General features: G+C 58.7%; 13 protein-coding genes. 12 read left to right on the top strand and 1 reads right to left on the bottom strand.

Features of this window, described 5'->3' with window-relative positions:
- The first annotated feature begins 92 nt into the window (after nucleotides 1-92).
- The 5 genes from tldD to ACR0DO_RS10150 all read left to right on the top strand — a co-directional run bounded on the left by tldD (nucleotide 93) and on the right by ACR0DO_RS10150 (nucleotide 7,066).
- A complete protein-coding gene (tldD, locus tag ACR0DO_RS10170) occupies nucleotides 93-1,514 on the top strand; it encodes a metalloprotease TldD (protein ID WP_480558427.1) in 1,422 nt (473 codons plus the stop codon).
- A 229-nt stretch (nucleotides 1,515-1,743) separates the two neighbouring features.
- Nucleotides 1,744-2,871, top strand: a complete 1,128-nt coding sequence (gene dprA, locus ACR0DO_RS10165) for a DNA-processing protein DprA (protein ID WP_480558425.1) — start codon at nucleotides 1,744-1,746, stop codon at nucleotides 2,869-2,871.
- 154 nt (nucleotides 2,872-3,025) lie between these two features.
- Nucleotides 3,026-5,644 (top strand): type I DNA topoisomerase, encoded by a 2,619-nt coding sequence (gene topA, locus ACR0DO_RS10160; RefSeq protein ID WP_480558423.1) that lies wholly within the window; start codon nucleotides 3,026-3,028, stop codon nucleotides 5,642-5,644.
- Between the two features lie 91 nt (nucleotides 5,645-5,735).
- Complete coding sequence (locus ACR0DO_RS10155) at nucleotides 5,736-6,440, top strand: CoA transferase subunit A (protein ID WP_480558421.1); 705 nt, start codon at nucleotides 5,736-5,738, stop codon at nucleotides 6,438-6,440.
- Nucleotides 6,440-7,066 carry a CoA transferase subunit B gene (locus ACR0DO_RS10150; protein ID WP_170445341.1) on the top strand — a complete coding sequence of 209 codons (627 nt, stop codon included), beginning with the start codon at nucleotides 6,440-6,442 and terminating at the stop codon, nucleotides 7,064-7,066. Before ACR0DO_RS10155 ends, ACR0DO_RS10150 begins: the two co-directional genes overlap by 1 nt.
- A 43-nt stretch (nucleotides 7,067-7,109) precedes the next feature.
- On the opposite strand, the gene ACR0DO_RS10145 is transcribed toward ACR0DO_RS10150, so the two are convergent.
- Nucleotides 7,110-7,976: a lytic transglycosylase domain-containing protein gene (locus tag ACR0DO_RS10145; RefSeq protein ID WP_480558419.1), complete on the bottom strand. Its 867-nt coding sequence runs from the start codon at nucleotides 7,974-7,976 to the stop codon at nucleotides 7,110-7,112.
- Between the two features lie 354 nt (nucleotides 7,977-8,330).
- Here ACR0DO_RS10145 and ACR0DO_RS10140 point away from each other — a divergent pair, with 354 nt between their 5' ends.
- The 7 genes from ACR0DO_RS10140 to ACR0DO_RS10110 all read left to right on the top strand — a co-directional run bounded on the left by ACR0DO_RS10140 (nucleotide 8,331) and on the right by ACR0DO_RS10110 (nucleotide 15,019).
- Entirely contained in the window at nucleotides 8,331-8,549 is a 219-nt protein-coding gene (locus ACR0DO_RS10140) for a Flp family type IVb pilin (protein WP_480558417.1), read from the top strand.
- A gap of 94 nt (nucleotides 8,550-8,643) precedes the next feature.
- Nucleotides 8,644-8,856 carry a hypothetical protein gene (locus ACR0DO_RS10135; protein ID WP_480558415.1) on the top strand — a complete coding sequence of 71 codons (213 nt, stop codon included), beginning with the start codon at nucleotides 8,644-8,646 and terminating at the stop codon, nucleotides 8,854-8,856.
- A 151-nt stretch (nucleotides 8,857-9,007) separates the two neighbouring features.
- Nucleotides 9,008-9,883: a Flp pilus assembly protein CpaB gene (gene cpaB, locus ACR0DO_RS10130; RefSeq protein ID WP_480558413.1), complete on the top strand. Its 876-nt coding sequence runs from the start codon at nucleotides 9,008-9,010 to the stop codon at nucleotides 9,881-9,883.
- A gap of 192 nt (nucleotides 9,884-10,075) precedes the next feature.
- Nucleotides 10,076-11,482: a type II and III secretion system protein family protein gene (locus ACR0DO_RS10125; protein ID WP_480558411.1), complete on the top strand. Its 1,407-nt coding sequence runs from the start codon at nucleotides 10,076-10,078 to the stop codon at nucleotides 11,480-11,482.
- A gap of 16 nt (nucleotides 11,483-11,498) precedes the next feature.
- Nucleotides 11,499-12,125, top strand: coding sequence for an OmpA family protein (locus tag ACR0DO_RS10120; RefSeq protein ID WP_480558409.1), 627 nt, complete (start codon nucleotides 11,499-11,501; stop codon nucleotides 12,123-12,125).
- Nucleotides 12,126-12,326: 201 nt separating this feature from the next.
- A complete protein-coding gene (locus tag ACR0DO_RS10115) occupies nucleotides 12,327-13,559 on the top strand; it encodes a CpaE/TadZ family protein (protein ID WP_480558407.1) in 1,233 nt (410 codons plus the stop codon).
- A 26-nt stretch (nucleotides 13,560-13,585) separates the two neighbouring features.
- Nucleotides 13,586-15,019 carry a TadA family conjugal transfer-associated ATPase gene (locus tag ACR0DO_RS10110; RefSeq protein WP_480558405.1) on the top strand — a complete coding sequence of 478 codons (1,434 nt, stop codon included), beginning with the start codon at nucleotides 13,586-13,588 and terminating at the stop codon, nucleotides 15,017-15,019.
- The last annotated feature ends 3 nt before the right edge of the window (nucleotides 15,020-15,022 follow it).

Raw genomic sequence — 15,022 nt, 5'->3', positions numbered from 1 at the left:
AAAAACCATATTCCGGTTGTTAGATAAAGCAAAATGCTTGCGTCAAACAGACGCTATTTTTGATCTGGATCAAACCCGAAAGGTCCCAAGTGATGCCCAACGACCCGTTTCGCCCCTTTGAACGCGCTCTACCGCAGGACGAAGCGCTTGCGGTTTTGCAGTCTGCCACCGCCGGGGCCGAGGACGGTGAGCTGTTCGTCGAGCGCCGGAAGTCCGAGTCGCTGGTCTTTGATGACGGGCGCCTGAAGACCGCGTCCTATGACGCGTCTGAAGGATTTGGCCTGCGCTCGGTTCAGGGTGAGGTGGCCGGGTATGCCCATTCCACCGACGTCTCGATCCCGGCCCTTAAGCGGGCGGCGGAAACCGCACGACTGGCCGTGGGTGACGGCGGCGGCACGCTGGCCGAGGCACCGCGCGCCACCAATACGCGGCTTTACACGGATGAAGACCCCATCGAATCAGCCAGCTTCCCGGTGAAAATCGAAACCCTGCGCGAGATCGACGCCTTTGCCCGCGATCTCGACCCGCGCGTCGTTCAGGTCAGCGCATCGCTCATCGCCGCCATGCAAGAAGTCGAAATCCTGCGCCCTGACGGCGTTTTGGTGCGTGACGTGCGCCCCATGACCCGCCTGAACGTGTCGGTCATCGTGGAACAGAACGGCCACCGCGAAAGCGGCTCGGCGGGTGGCGGGGGTCGCGTCGGTCTGGACGGTCTGATTGATCCCTCAGATTGGCAGGACAAAGCGCGTGAGGCGCTGCGGATCGCACTGGTCAATCTGGACGCCATCCCTGCCCCCGCCGGTGTGATGGAGGTTGCGCTTGGCCCCGGCTGGCCCGGTATCCTGCTGCACGAAGCCATCGGGCACGGGCTGGAAGGCGATTTCAACCGCAAGGGCAGCTCGGCCTTTGCCGGGCTCATGGGGCAACAGATCGCGTCCAAAGGCGTAACGGTGGTGGATGATGGTACCATCGCGGACCGGCGCGGCTCGATCACGGTTGATGACGAAGGCACGCCCAGCTCCCGGACCGTGCTGATCGAAGATGGTGTCCTGACCGGCTACATGCAGGACCGCCAGAACGCCCGCCTGATGGGGGTTGCGCCCACCGGCAACGGACGGCGGCAGAGCTATGCGCACAAACCGATGCCGCGCATGACCAATACTGTGATGCTGGGCGGGGACGCTGATCCTGCGTCTTTGGTTGCAGATATCAAAGACGGCATCTGGGCCGTGGGATTTGGCGGCGGTCAGGTTGATATCACCAACGGAAAGTTCGTGTTCTCCTGCACCGAGGCCTATCGCGTCGAAAACGGCAAGATCGGTGCCCCTGTCAAAGGCGCGACTCTGATCGGCGACGGGCCGTCGGCATTGAACCGCATTCGCGGATTGGGCAATGACATGGCACTTGATCCGGGCATGGGGACCTGTGGCAAGGACGGTCAATGGGTGCCGGTCGGTGTTGGTCAGCCCACGGTTTTGATGGATGGTCTGACGGTTGGCGGATCGGCGGCCTGAGAGAGAATCGGCCGTCGTCACGGTTAACGGCACACTTGTTGAAAACTCGGTTTACCTGCGTCCGCTTGATATTTCCCTCAAGCGGACGTTTTTATTTTATGATTTAAAATCAATGGCCTGGATAATTAACCGCATCAAATTTCGAAAATTTTCCGAATAATTTGACAGGATTCACAAGCTGTTAACCCCTGCAGCCGTAAACCAGTTCTGCAATCAGGCGGAGCAACGGATGACCGAAGAGCAGCTTTCTTCCTATCACCCCACACTCCCACCCACCACGGAAGAGGACCGGTTTTCCTGGCTTCGTCTGTTGCGCTCGCGCAAGGTCGGTCCGGCGACATTTCGTCGGCTGCTGCGCGAACATGGCTCGGCGCAGAACGCGCTGGCCGCGCTACCTGAAATGGCACGCGCTGCCGGAGTTGAAGGGTATGAAATTTGCCCGCCCGGCGTGATTGAGGCGGAACTCAAGGCCGCAAAAGCCGCAAATGCGCGGCTTTTGTGCCTTGGGTCCGCTGATTTTCCTGATGCTTTGAATGATCTGTCCGACGCCCCTCCGATGCTGTGGGCGATTGGCGATGTGTCTTTGCTGCACAAACCCTGCATTGCGATGGTCGGGGCGCGAAACTGTTCGTCGCTGGGGGCCCGGATGGCACGCGGGCTGGCGACCGATCTTGGGAAACAGGGATATGTCGTCGTGTCCGGGCTGGCGCGTGGCATCGACACTTCGGCACATATGGCCGCATTGGATACAGGCACTGTGGCGGTCATGGCTGGCGGCGTGGACGTGATCTATCCGGCCGAGAACACCGATTTGGCCAAAGACATCGCTCAATCAGGGTTGCGCGTGTCAGAACAACCGATGGGCGTGACCCCGCAGGCCCGGCATTTTCCACGCCGCAACCGGATCATCTCGGGGCTGGCGCGGGCCGTCGTGGTCGTGGAAGCGGCCGCCAAGTCCGGTAGCCTGATCACCGCACGCGACGCTCTGGATCAGGGGCGCGAGGTTCTGGCCGTACCCGGCCATCCCTTTGATGCCCGCGCCGCCGGATGCAATCTGCTGATCCGCGATGGGGCGACATTGGTGCGGTCCGCCGAAGACATCATCGAAGCATTACCGCAGCACCAGGCAGACTTGCTTGAAGCGCACCCGCCCGAAGCACCCGCGGTGCCATCTCCTTCGGGCGCCGCGCTTCACGACGAAATACTCGCCCGGCTTGGACCGTCGCCAATCGCCGAAGACCAGTTGATCCGCGACATCGCGGCCACGGCGGGTGAAATTGCTCCGGCTCTGGTCGATCTGGAACTGGACGGACGTATTCAGCGCCAGCCCGGCGGGTTGCTGTCCCTGACGGCTTGACGCTGCGGGGCACGCCGAGACTTCCACGTCTACAACGCTGAAATCACCGCCAAATTCCGGTTTTTAAAGGAACGCATTGACAATTCGCTCTTGCCCTACACATTTTGCACGATCATAGAAGGCGCCCAATTCGTCGAGCGAGGTTTTCCCTTAAATGCCTGTAGTTGTTGTAGAATCCCCTGCCAAAGCCAAGACAATCAATAAGTATCTTGGCTCCGACTACACGGTTTTGGCGTCATATGGTCATGTGCGGGACCTGCCGCCCAAAGACGGATCGGTCGATCCCGAGCATGAATTTGCGATGAAATGGGAGGTTGGCAATGACAGCCGCAAACATGTCAAAGCCATCGCCGACGCGCTGAAAGAAGACAACGCCCTGATCCTCGCCACCGACCCCGATCGCGAGGGCGAGGCGATCAGCTGGCACCTGCAGGAGGCGCTGACCAAGCGTCGCTCGATCAAGAAGGACACGCCCGTCAGCCGCGTGACCTTCAACGCCATTACCAAGGACGCCGTGACCGAAGCGATGCAGAACCCGCGTGAGGTCGATATGCCCCTGGTCGAGGCCTATCTGGCCCGCCGGGCGCTGGACTATCTTGTGGGCTTCAACCTGTCTCCGGTTCTGTGGCGCAAGCTGCCAGGTGCGAAATCAGCGGGCCGTGTGCAATCGGTCTGCCTGCGCCTGATCGTTGAACGCGAAATGGAGATCGAGGCCTTCAAGCCGGTCGAATACTGGTCGGTCCGCGCCCTGTTCGAGACTCCGCGCGGCCAGACTTATGAGGCGCGTCTGGTCACTCTGGCCGGCAAAAAGCTGGACAAGCACGACCTGTCAAACGCTACGCAGGCGGAATTGGCGGTGCAGGCGATCACCAGCCGGGCGCTGAGCGTCACCTCGGTCGAAGCCAAGCCTGCTGCGCGCAACCCCAGCGCGCCGTTCATGACCTCAACCCTGCAGCAAGAGGCCAGCCGCAAGTTCGGCATGGGTGCGCGCCACGCGATGCAGGTGGCGCAGCGGCTGTATGAGGCGGGTTACATTACCTATATGCGGACCGACGGCATCGACATGGCGCCCGAGGCCGTGGCGGCCACCCGCGATGCGATCCAGGATCGCTACGGTGCGGAATACGTGCCGGACAGCCCGCGGATGTACAAGAACAAAGCCAAGAACGCGCAGGAAGCGCACGAATGTATCCGACCGACGGATATGTCGCGCGATGCCAAGGCGCTGAAGGTGACGGATGAGGATCAGCGCAAGCTTTATGATCTGATCTGGAAGCGCACCATCGCCTGTCAGATGGCTGCCGCCCGTTTGGAGCGTACGACGGTCGAGATCGGCAGCGATGACGGTCAGGTTGGTCTGCGTGCCACCGGTCAGGTGGTGCTGTTTGACGGGTTCATGCGGGTCTATGAAGAAGGTCGCGACGATGTGGCCGACGAAGACGAAAAGCGCCTGCCGCAGATCATGCAGGGCGATCCGGCTCCGTTTGCCAAGGCCTCTCTCAAGGATCAGTCTGCAAAAGCGGACGACAAGGCGGCCATCCTGTCCGACAACGAAGCCGTGCTGGCGTTGCAGCACCACACGCAACCGCCGCCGCGCTATACCGAAGCCACCCTGGTCAAGCGGATGGAAGAGCTGGGCATCGGGCGCCCCTCGACCTATGCCAGCATCGTGACCACGATTCAGGACCGGGAATATGTGCGCAAGGACAAGAACCGGCTGATTCCCGAGGAAAAGGGCCGGATCGTCACCATCTTTCTGCTGAATTTCTTCCGGCAGTATGTGGGCTATGAGTTCACCGCCAATCTGGAAGAACAACTGGACGATGTCAGTGCCGGAGGCCGGGACTATAAGGATTTGCTGGGCAAGTTCTGGCGTGATTTCTCGGCCGCGATTGGTGAGACGTCCGAGCTGCGCATCTCGGAAGTACTGGACAAACTGGATGAAGCGCTGGCCCCGCAGCTTTACCCGCCGCGCGAAGACGGATCAGACCCGCGCGTCTGTCCCAAATGCGGCACGGGCCAGCTGCATCTGAAAACCTCGCGTACCGGCGGGTTCGTGGGTTGTGGCAATTACCCCGAATGCACCTATACCCGTCCCATCGCAGGTGAAGGCGCGGAAGGGGATGAACGCCTGCTGGGCGAGGATGCAGGCGATGAAATCTGGCTGAAATCCGGTCGGTTCGGGCCTTACGTTCAGCGTGGCGAACCGACGCCCGAGAACAAGAAGCCGCCGCGTGCCTCCCTGCCCCGAGGTTGGAGCAAGGACGATATGGACCTGGACAAGGCCCTGACGCTGTTGTCGCTGCCCCGCCAGATCGGCGAACACCCCGAAGGCGGCATGGTCAGTTCGAATTTCGGACGGTTTGGGCCGTATATCATGCACCAACTGCCGGAAGAGGCGAAGCCCGTCTATGTCAACGTCAAAGACCCCAACGACGTGTTCGAGATCGGCATGAATCGCGCGGTAGAGATGCTGGCCGAGAAACGCGCCAATCCGGGGCGCGGACGGCGGGCGGCTGCGACACCGTTGAAGGAACTGGGCGAACATCCCGATGGCGGTGCGATGCAGGTTCTTGACGGTCGCTACGGGCCATATGTCAAATGGGAAAAGGTCAATGCCACCATTCCCAAGGACATCAAGCCCGAGGACGTGACCCAGGAAATGGCCATCGAACTGGTCAATGAGCGGGCGGCCAAGAAAGGCACCAAGAAAAAGGCCGCGCCGAAGAAAAAAACTGCCGCCAAGAAAACCACCAAGAAGGCGGCGACCTAGGTAGAAATACCACCACCCCTTTGGATTCGTTGACTTCCCTGTGACGTGGCGGCACAACCTGCCCATCACCATGTCATTGGGGGAGTTTTCCATGAAAAAAATCTATGCCAATGCCACCGAAGCGCTGGATGGGGTGCTGACGGATGGCATGATGATCGCAGCAGGCGGTTTCGGCCTGTGCGGCATTCCTGAACTGCTGCTCGAGGCGATCAAGGACTCGGGTACGCAGGACCTGACCTTTGCCTCGAACAACGCGGGCGTTGATGATTTCGGCATCGGCATCCTGCTGCAGACCAAGCAGGTCAAAAAAATGATCAGCTCTTATGTTGGCGAAAACGCCGAGTTCATGCGTCAGTATCTGGCCGGTGAGCTGGAGCTGGAATTCAACCCGCAGGGTACCCTGGCCGAGCGTATGCGCGCCGGTGGTGCGGGTATCCCCGGCTTCTACACCAAGACCGGTGTGGGCACCGTGATTGCCGAGGGCAAGGAACACAAGGACTTCAACGGCGAAACCTATATCATGGAAGAAGGCATTTTCGCCGACCTCGCCATCGTCAAGGCGTGGAAGGCCGACGACACCGGTAACCTGATCTTCCGCAAAACCGCCCGCAACTTCAACGTGCCTGCCGCGACCTGCGGCAAGATTTGCGTGGCCGAGGTGGAAGAAATCGTGCCGCGCGGCTCGCTGGATCCGGACAGCATCCACCTGCCCGGTATCTACGTGCATCGTATCATTCAGGGCGATCACGAAAAGCGCATCGAACAGCGCACCACCCGCAAGAAGGAGGACGCATAATGCCCTGGGACCGCAATCAGATGGCCGCCCGTGCGGCGCAAGAGCTGGAAGACGGCATGTATGTGAACCTCGGCATCGGTATTCCGACGCTGGTGGCGAACTATGTGGGCGACAAGGACATCACCCTGCAATCCGAGAACGGTATGCTGGGCATGGGCCCCTTCCCGTTCGAGGGCGAGGAAGACCCCGACCTGATCAACGCGGGCAAGCAGACGATCACCGAACTGTCGCGCACCTCGTATTTCGACAGCGCCACGTCCTTTGCCATGATCCGGGGTGGCAAGATCGCCGCTGCCGTTCTGGGCGCGATGGAAGTGGATGAGGAAGGTGATCTGGCCAACTGGATGATCCCCGGCGTGCTGGTCAAAGGCATGGGCGGCGCGATGGACCTTGTGGCCGGTGTGGGCCGCGTGATCGTCGTGATGGATCACACCAACAAGCACGGTAAGTCCAAGCTGCTGAAGAAATGCACCCTGCCGCTGACGGGTAAAAAGGTGGTGGACCGCATCATCACCAACCTGGGCGTTCTAGATGTGGTCGATGGCGGCCTGAAGATCGTCGAAATCGCCGAAGGCGTGACCGAGGATGAAATCCGCGCTGCCACCGAGGCCAATATCGTCAACTGATCCGTATCACCGAATAGGCCCGCCGAAACTGGCGGGCCTTTTTTTAGTTCAGGGTCTGGAAGACGCAGCCGTCCGAAATCAGCTCGGGCGGAGTGGAACACAGAGCCTTGGCAATCTGAAAGGCCGCAAGCACCTTGGGCACATAATCCCGCGTTTCGGCATAGGGCGGCACGCCGCTATGTTTGCGCACGGCCCCTTCACCTGCGTTATAGCCGGCCAGCACCAGAATCGGATCATTGCCGAATTCTTCCATCAGCCAATTCAGGTATTTCACCCCGCCCGAAATGTTCTGAGAAGGCTGGAAACTGTCCTGCACCCCAAATCGCTTGGCGGTTGCAGGCATCAGCTGCATCAGTCCTTGCGCACCGGCCGAGCTGACCGCATCCGCACGGCCCGCAGATTCAACCGAGATCACCGCCAGCACCAGCGCAGGCGAAACCTCTGTCCCAACCGTCGAGCGCAGAATCTCGATCCCCTGCTGCTGTGCGATGGTTTGTAGGGTCTGCAGGCGCGGCGAGGCCACGTTGGTTGCAGCCAACGCTTTTATGGCGTCATTCAGCCGCCCCGCCCCCGAAGCAGAGAGTGCGGGCGAGATTTTATCCCAAAAGGCTTTATAAGACCCGACCGGCTTGTTCTGCGGTCCTGCGCCCGGAGCGCTTGGGGGGACGGCTGTGATACGTGTCGCAGCTTCGGGTATGGAAATCTCAGCCCCGGTGCTGGGTGCGTATGGCGCTGCCGCATGTTCCTCGGGCGAAATCTGAACGGTCACCTTGGGCCGCGTGCCGGGCTTGGGCGCCTTCACTCTCTTATATACGCCCCTGGGTTCAACCTCGGTTGCGACGGCTGGCATTGATGCTGACACCATTAGCGCCAGAATGCCGGCGCAGGTCATTGCGTCCCGGAGTTTCATTTTGCCTGCCTCGTGCTTTTTCTTTTCAATAGTTTGAACCGCGAATCCCTTTGAAAAGCCAGAAAAACACGGCGAATTGGGGCAATTTCGCCTCATTTGCCGCAATTTTGCATCGGCGGCGACAGGGGGCGCCTCCCATTGAGATTTTTAATCCTTTTGTTTTCAATGTGTTAAGTTAAAAACTACCAAAAAGTTAAGCTTGGAAGGAAAAAATCGGTGTTTGGCCCAATTCCTGCCACGCCTGACAGGCAAACATAATGCCATACCGAGACGGTCGGGAGCGGACTGAGAGAGAAAGCTCTGTTAGACGCCGAGGTTTAAATGACTTTTTTGATCCTTTAGGAGGGACGTAACATGATCAAGTTCATCAAGAACTTCCGTAAAGACGAAGACGGCGCCGTAACTGTTGACTGGGTTGTTCTGACCGCAGCTGTTGTTGGCCTGGCCGCCGTGGCCTACACGCAAATTGGCAACGGCACCGAAGCGATCGCAGACGCCGTTGGCTCGACCCTGAGCTCCGCAGCCTCGAATGTCGCCGACGATATTCCGATCAACCCGGACTCCAACGACTAAGAACAGCCGACCGAAGACATTCTTTAGTGGGGCCTTGCCTGTTTAGGCGTGGCCCCATTTCTTTTGCAACAACTCCAAGCCCGGCGCTTTCATGATGAGTAAAATCCGAAAATTCATAGAGCACGAAGAAGGGTCAGTGACGGTTGACTGGGTCGTGCTGACAGCAGCGATCGTGGGGATTGGCGCAGGTGTCTACGCTTACTTCGGCCAGCCCGTCAAAGAGCTGGACGCCAGAGCCGGTGCCGCCCTGAGCAACGTCGATGTCGCCGAAGAGATCAGCGTCAAATTCGACACGCCCGATCCCTGATCAACGCAGATTGGATTGTCCCGAAAACTACGGAGGCAAAATTTATCAAATATTGTCCCCTTTTTCGACACAATCTACCTTTATTCAAAACTGATCTTTGTCGTAACTTCTGCGGCAAAAAAAACGGAATAGAAAAAACGAGGGGACGCGAATGCGTTTGGTATTTGGACTTGTCCTGATTGCCGGGGTGGCTTTGGCCGGGGGCGCGGTCTACATGGCCCGCGACTATATCGCTCAGTACCAGGACCAACTCGCCCGTGAACGCCAAGCCACAAAAGATGCGCTTGCAAACGTCAAAACAGTGCCAACCGTCGGAGTAATCGTTACCAATCGGGCCATGAAGTATGGCGAGCCCTTGGTCAAAGACGATGTACGGATCGTGAACTGGCCCGAGGATGCGATTCCCGAGGGCAGCTTTGTGGACATGGCAGTATTGTTCCCGGAAGAAGCCAAAGGGGAACGATTCGTATTGAGAGCGGTGGAAAAAGACGAAGCGCTGATGAAGGTCAAGGTCACCAAGCCCGGCCAGGCGGCAGGCCTTGTTTCCCAAATTGAAAAAGGCATGCGCGCGTTTGCTATCAGCGTCGATGTTTCGTCGGGCGTTTCCGGCTTTCTGCGTCCAGGCGACAGCGTGGATGTGTATTGGACCGGCTCTGTCAGCCGCGAATTCGAAGGCGGCGGTGGCGAAATCACCCGCCTGATTCAGACCAACATAGAACTGATCGCAGTGGACCAGATCGCCGGATCTGACGTGACGGGCGCGACGATCGCGCGTACCGTGACCGTTGCTGCAACACCGGAGCAGATCGCGGCTTTGGCGCAGGCGCAGAACACTGGCCAGTTGTCTCTGGCTCTGGTTGGTGTGCAGGATGATACGGTCGCAACTGCGGTAGAAGTGGACCAGCGTAAATTGCTGAACCTCAAGGAATCGGCCCCTGCTCCGGCCCCGGTCGCAGAAAAGGTCTGCACCGTAAACACGCGGCGCGGCGCCGAGATCATCAAAACCCAGATTCCCTGCACAAACTGACGTTAAATCAGAGATTTACGACCACAAGCCGCGCCACGTGCGCGGCTTGTTTCGTTTCGGATGTTGCGCATTGTCCACATAAGGAAAATTCCGGAAACCATTGATTATTGCAATAAATTCGTAATTCGCGCAGTGTTACCCTGCATAGGGCATTAGACCTAAAAACGAGGCGTGATCGGAGAGGCAGGTCACATGAAAATACGTTCTTGGATCAGCGCAACCCTTCTTGGGTTGGCGCTAATAGTTGGTCCGGTCGGCCAAACGGCCTGGGCTGAAACTTTGCGCGTGGTGAAGAATGGCACAGCGGAAACGCTGAACGTTCCGATGAACCGCGCTATTGTCGTGGAAAGCGAAGAACCGTTCGCCGAGCTCAGCATCGCCAATGCCGGCATCGCCGACATCTCGTCGCTTTCGGATCGCACGATTTATGTGTTGGGCAAAACACCGGGCCTGACCACGCTGACCCTGTTTGACGGCGCGGGCAACTTGCTGGCGAACGTTCGGGTCCGTGTATCTCCGGATGTGTCCGAGTTTAAAGAGCGGCTGCGGCAGATTCTGCCGGCGGAACCGATCGAAGTCCGGACCGCCAATGATGGCATCGTGCTTTCGGGCGTCGTGTCGAGCAGCGCGAAACTGGAGCGCGCCCTGGAACTGGCTGAACGTTACGCACCCGATCGTGTTTCGAATCTGATGTCGGTCGGCGGTGTGCAGCAGGTAATGCTGAAAGTGCGCTTTGCCGAAATGAACCGTTCGGTGGCCAAAAGCCTGACCGCGTCGCTTGGTTTCGGCGGCGGTGACGTGACCGGCGGTTTCAACACCCTGAACACGCAGCCAGCGCTGAACAACGCTCTGAACAACAACATCCCCCCTCTTCAGACCAATACAGGTGCCATCCTGTTTGGCTTTGGGGCCGGATCGACGCAGGTACGCCTGTTGCTTGAGGCTCTGGAAGCCAAGGGGCTTGCACGCAGCCTGGCGGAACCCAACCTTTCCGCTTTGTCGGGACAGGAAGCGACCTTCCTTGCCGGTGGTGAAGTTCCAATTCCCGTACCGCAGGAATTTGGCGTAATCGCCATTGAATACAAGGCGTTCGGTGTTGAAATCGACTTCATCCCGCGTGTCGTTGATGGCGATTTGATCAATCTGGAATTGGCCACCTCGGTGTCGAGCATCGACACCAACTCGAACTTCACGATCCAGGGTGACACGATTCCCAGCTTTATCACCCGCCAAACCAGCACGACGATCGAGCTGCGCGACGGAGAGAGCTTTGCCATTGCCGGCCTGATTCAGGATGAATTCACGGACCTGAGCAGCCAGCTTCCCTGGATCGGTGACGTTCCGGTTCTGGGTGCCCTGTTCCGCAGCGCTGAATACCAGCGCGAGCAAAGTGAACTGGTCGTCATCATCACCGCCCATCTGGTGTCGCCGACACGCGGCGAAGCACTGGCTTTGCCGACAGACCGGGTCAAACCGCCCAGCGAATTTGATCTGTTCGTGAACGGCCGGGTCGGTCGTACAACGCGCCCGGGTGCCGGCGCAGCCTCGGAAGTGGCCAAGCAAGACTTTGGCAGCTCCTATGGCTACGTTCTGGATTGATAGGAGGATAAGACCAATGCAGAAGTGGATCATCACACTGGGTCTGTCGGTCGCTGTCGCCGCATGTACGCGTGAGGCCGGGTACGAAGTCGACCAAGGCGCGTTCGGGAATGCGACCCTGAACAACCTCCAGGTCATGAACGGCGAACTGACATACGCTCAGATTCTGGGCCAGCGATTCGCGGCCGAGGTTCCGACGCAGATCAACTTTGCCTTCAACAGCGCACAGCTGGATGAAACGGCTCAGCGGGTACTGCTGCGCCAGGCATCGTGGATCAAACAGTTCCCCGAGGCCAGGTTCCGCGTATACGGCCATACCGATGCGGTTGGTTCGACGTCGTACAACAAAGCCCTGGGTCAGCGGCGCGCCAATGCCGCCGTTGCGTTCCTGACGCAGCAAGGCATTTCTCGCTCGCGCCTCGAGGCTGTCGTGTCCTTTGGCAAGTCGCGGCCGCTCATCGACACTCCGGACAGGGACCGCCGCAACCGCCGCACCGTGACCGAAGTGTCCGGCTTTGTGGATCGCAACCCGCTTGTTCTGGACGGGAAGTACGCGGAAGTCATCTATCGCGAATACGTTGCAAGCGCGACTTACGGAAGCCGTCTGAGCAAAGATACCGCTCTGGGTGAGACCAGCGAGTAACAATAAATAGGAACTGGGCGGCATCGTCGCCCATTTCCCTACAATTGGTTCTTTTGCGCCCAAATCTTGCCTAAGTTCCAAGCCAAATTTTCAACAATTAGGTGACTTGCGGTCGATCATGGCCGCACTGGGGCAAAAGCGAACCAGACAGGGTCTTCAGGCCCACTGTGTTTGCCTGCCCCCGCGACGAGGATTGTGTTAATGACGAGCGCATCGCCACAAGATGATAAAAATGCCATTCTGGCCTGTACCATCAGCCGTGATGTCCAGAACTTCGATCTATTGATTGAGGATATGGAAGCAGCACTGGGGGAACGCTGGGGCGACCTGGGCTTTGCCGAAGCTCTGGCCTTTTTCAGCCAACCCGATGCCGATTCTCTGGAATTCGTGGCATTGGCCATTGATGGCGAAGATGAAGACAACCTGTCTCTGATGGGCGAAATCATCACTCGTGCCAAAGAAAAGAAGATCAAGGTTGTTCTGATCGCCGAAGATGTCACACCGGCATCTCTGCATCAGCTGCTGCGCAAGGGTGCGGATGAATTCGTCCCCTACCCTTTGCCCGAGGGCGAGTTGCAGGAAGCGATCGCCCGGATGAACCGTCCCGACCCGGTTGCGGTTCACGAGGCGGCCTCGCCACTGACACAAGGCGAATCAAAGGAAGGCGCCCTGTTCGTCGTGCACGGCCTGGCCGGAGGCGTAGGGTCCACCACAATGGCGGTCAACCTAGCCTGGGAACTGGCCACCGTTTCCGAAAAAGAAGAACCATCGGTCTGCCTGCTTGATCTGGATCTGCAGTTCGGCACGGTATCGACCTATCTGGACCTGCCCCGCCGCGAAACCGTTTTTGAAATGCTGTCCGACACCGACTCGATGGATGAGGAAGTGTTCGCGCAGGCGCTGCAGACCTATGAGGAAAAGCTGCAGGTTCTCACCGCGCCGTCGGACATGGTGCCGCTCGACCTGATCACCCCGGAAGATATCCAGCGGGTGATCGACACGGCCCGCCGCCACTTTGACTATGTCATCGTGGACATGCCCTCGACGCTTGTTCACTGGTCGGAAACCGTTCTTCAGGCCGCACACGTTTATTTCGCGCTGATCGAGCTGGACATGCGCTCGGCCCAGAACGCTTTGCGCCTGAAACGCGCCCTGCAGGCCGAGGAACTGCCGTTCGACAAACTACGTTTCGCCCTGAACCGGGCACCGAAATTCACCGATCTGAACGGCAAGAGCCGGGTAAAGCGGATGGGGGAAAGCCTGGGCATCTCTATCGACCTGCAACTGCCGGATGGTGGCAAGCAAGTCATGCAAGCCGGTGACCATGGGCAACCGCTGGCCAATGCGGCCGCCAAAAACCCGCTGCGCCGCGAATTCGCAAAACTTGCGAAGTCGCTTCATAGCCTGGGCAGCAACAACGCTGAAGCTGCATAACTCAGTTTGGAAGGGAACGAGCCGCCGTGTTTTCAAGATACAAGAAACAGCCCGAAGCGCAGCCGGTTCAAACCCCGGCCGCTACACCGGAACCCGCAGTTCAAAAAAAGTCCTCGGCCAATGCCGTTGCCCGGCGCCCCGCGCCGAAGAAAGCTGCCGAGCCCGTGGTCGCCGACAAAGACCGCAAGCGCAAAGAGCGTCTTGGCGAAATCAAGATCGAACTGCACCGGGAACTGCTCGAGAACCTGAACCTCGCTGCGCTTGAGAATGCCGGCGAATCGGAATTGCGCGCTGAAATCAGCGCAATTGCCAGCGAAGTTCTGGAAACGCGCAATATCGTCCTGAACCGCGAGGACCGCACGCAGCTGAACAAAGAGCTGTATGACGAAGTAACGGGTCTGGGTCCGCTTGAGACCCTGCTGCAGGACGACACGGTCAACGATATTCTGGTCAACGGTCCCCAACAGATCTTTGTGGAGCGCGACGGCCGGCTGGAAATCAGCGACATCACCTTCAAGGATGAAAAGCACCTGATGCGGATCATCGACAAGATCGTGTCCGCTGTGGGTCGTCGCGTCGACGAATCCAATCCTTATGTTGACGCCCGTCTGGCCGATGGTTCGCGTTTCAACGCTATGGTCCCGCCGATTGCGGTGGATGGTTCGCTGGTTTCCATTCGTAAGTTCAAGAAAGACAAGCTGGGCATCGACGATCTGGTCAATTTCGGCGCCTTTACCGAAGAGATGGCTGCCTATCTTCAGGCTGCTGTGTCGACCCGGCTGAACATTATCGTCTCGGGCGGTACGGGTTCCGGTAAGACGACCACGCTGAACGCCCTGTCCAGCTTTATCGACGACGCCGAACGCATCCTGACCATTGAGGATACGGCGGAACTTCAGCTGCAACAGACCCATGTGGGCCGTATGGAAAGCCGCCCGCCCAACGTCGAAGGCAAGGGCGAGGTCAGCCCCCGCGACTGTCTGAAAAACGCCCTGCGGATGCGTCCTGACCGCATCATCGTGGGCGAGACGCGGGGCGCCGAGGTGATCGACATGCTGCAGGCCATGAACACCGGCCACGACGGCTCAATGACCACGATCCACGCCAACTCGGCCCGTGATGGTATCTCGCGTTTGGAAAACATGATCGCGATGGCCGGGATCGAAATGCCGATCAAGGCGGTCCGCAGCCAGATATCATCAGCTGTGAACCTGATCGTGCAGGCCAGCCGTCTGCAGGACGGTTCGCGCCGGATGACCTCGATCACCGAGATCACCGGCATGGAAGGTGACGTGATCTCAATGCAGGAAATCTTTAAATTCCAGCGGGTTGGCCTGACACCGGACAACAAGATCATCGGTCATTTCACGGCAACAGGCGTGCGCAGCCACTATTCCGAGCGCTTCCGCCTGTGGGGCTTTGATCTGCCGACTTCGATCTATGAACCGACGACTATGTAGGAG

The sequence above is a fragment of the Ruegeria sp. AM9 genome (genome assembly GCF_056540565.1).
This window is presented reverse-complemented; position numbering and strand designations above follow the sequence as displayed.

Bases quoted from the DNA above. Each gene is read 5' to 3' on its own strand.
- ACR0DO_RS10150 (WP_170445341.1), top strand. From the start codon at position 6,440: ATGCCCTGGGACCGCAATCAGATGGCCGCCCGTGCGGCGCAAGAGCTG.
- tldD (WP_480558427.1), top strand. From the start codon at position 93: ATGCCCAACGACCCGTTTCGCCCCTTTGAACGCGCTCTACCGCAGGAC.
- topA (WP_480558423.1), top strand. From the start codon at position 3,026: ATGCCTGTAGTTGTTGTAGAATCCCCTGCCAAAGCCAAGACAATCAAT.
- ACR0DO_RS10135 (WP_480558415.1), top strand. From the start codon at position 8,644: ATGAGTAAAATCCGAAAATTCATAGAGCACGAAGAAGGGTCAGTGACG.
- ACR0DO_RS10115 (WP_480558407.1), top strand. From the start codon at position 12,327: ATGACGAGCGCATCGCCACAAGATGATAAAAATGCCATTCTGGCCTGT.
- ACR0DO_RS10120 (WP_480558409.1), top strand. From the start codon at position 11,499: ATGCAGAAGTGGATCATCACACTGGGTCTGTCGGTCGCTGTCGCCGCA.
- ACR0DO_RS10140 (WP_480558417.1), top strand. From the start codon at position 8,331: ATGATCAAGTTCATCAAGAACTTCCGTAAAGACGAAGACGGCGCCGTA.
- ACR0DO_RS10145 (WP_480558419.1), bottom strand. From the start codon at position 7,976: ATGAAACTCCGGGACGCAATGACCTGCGCCGGCATTCTGGCGCTAATG.
- dprA (WP_480558425.1), top strand. From the start codon at position 1,744: ATGACCGAAGAGCAGCTTTCTTCCTATCACCCCACACTCCCACCCACC.
- ACR0DO_RS10155 (WP_480558421.1), top strand. From the start codon at position 5,736: ATGAAAAAAATCTATGCCAATGCCACCGAAGCGCTGGATGGGGTGCTG.
- cpaB (WP_480558413.1), top strand. From the start codon at position 9,008: ATGCGTTTGGTATTTGGACTTGTCCTGATTGCCGGGGTGGCTTTGGCC.
- ACR0DO_RS10125 (WP_480558411.1), top strand. From the start codon at position 10,076: ATGAAAATACGTTCTTGGATCAGCGCAACCCTTCTTGGGTTGGCGCTA.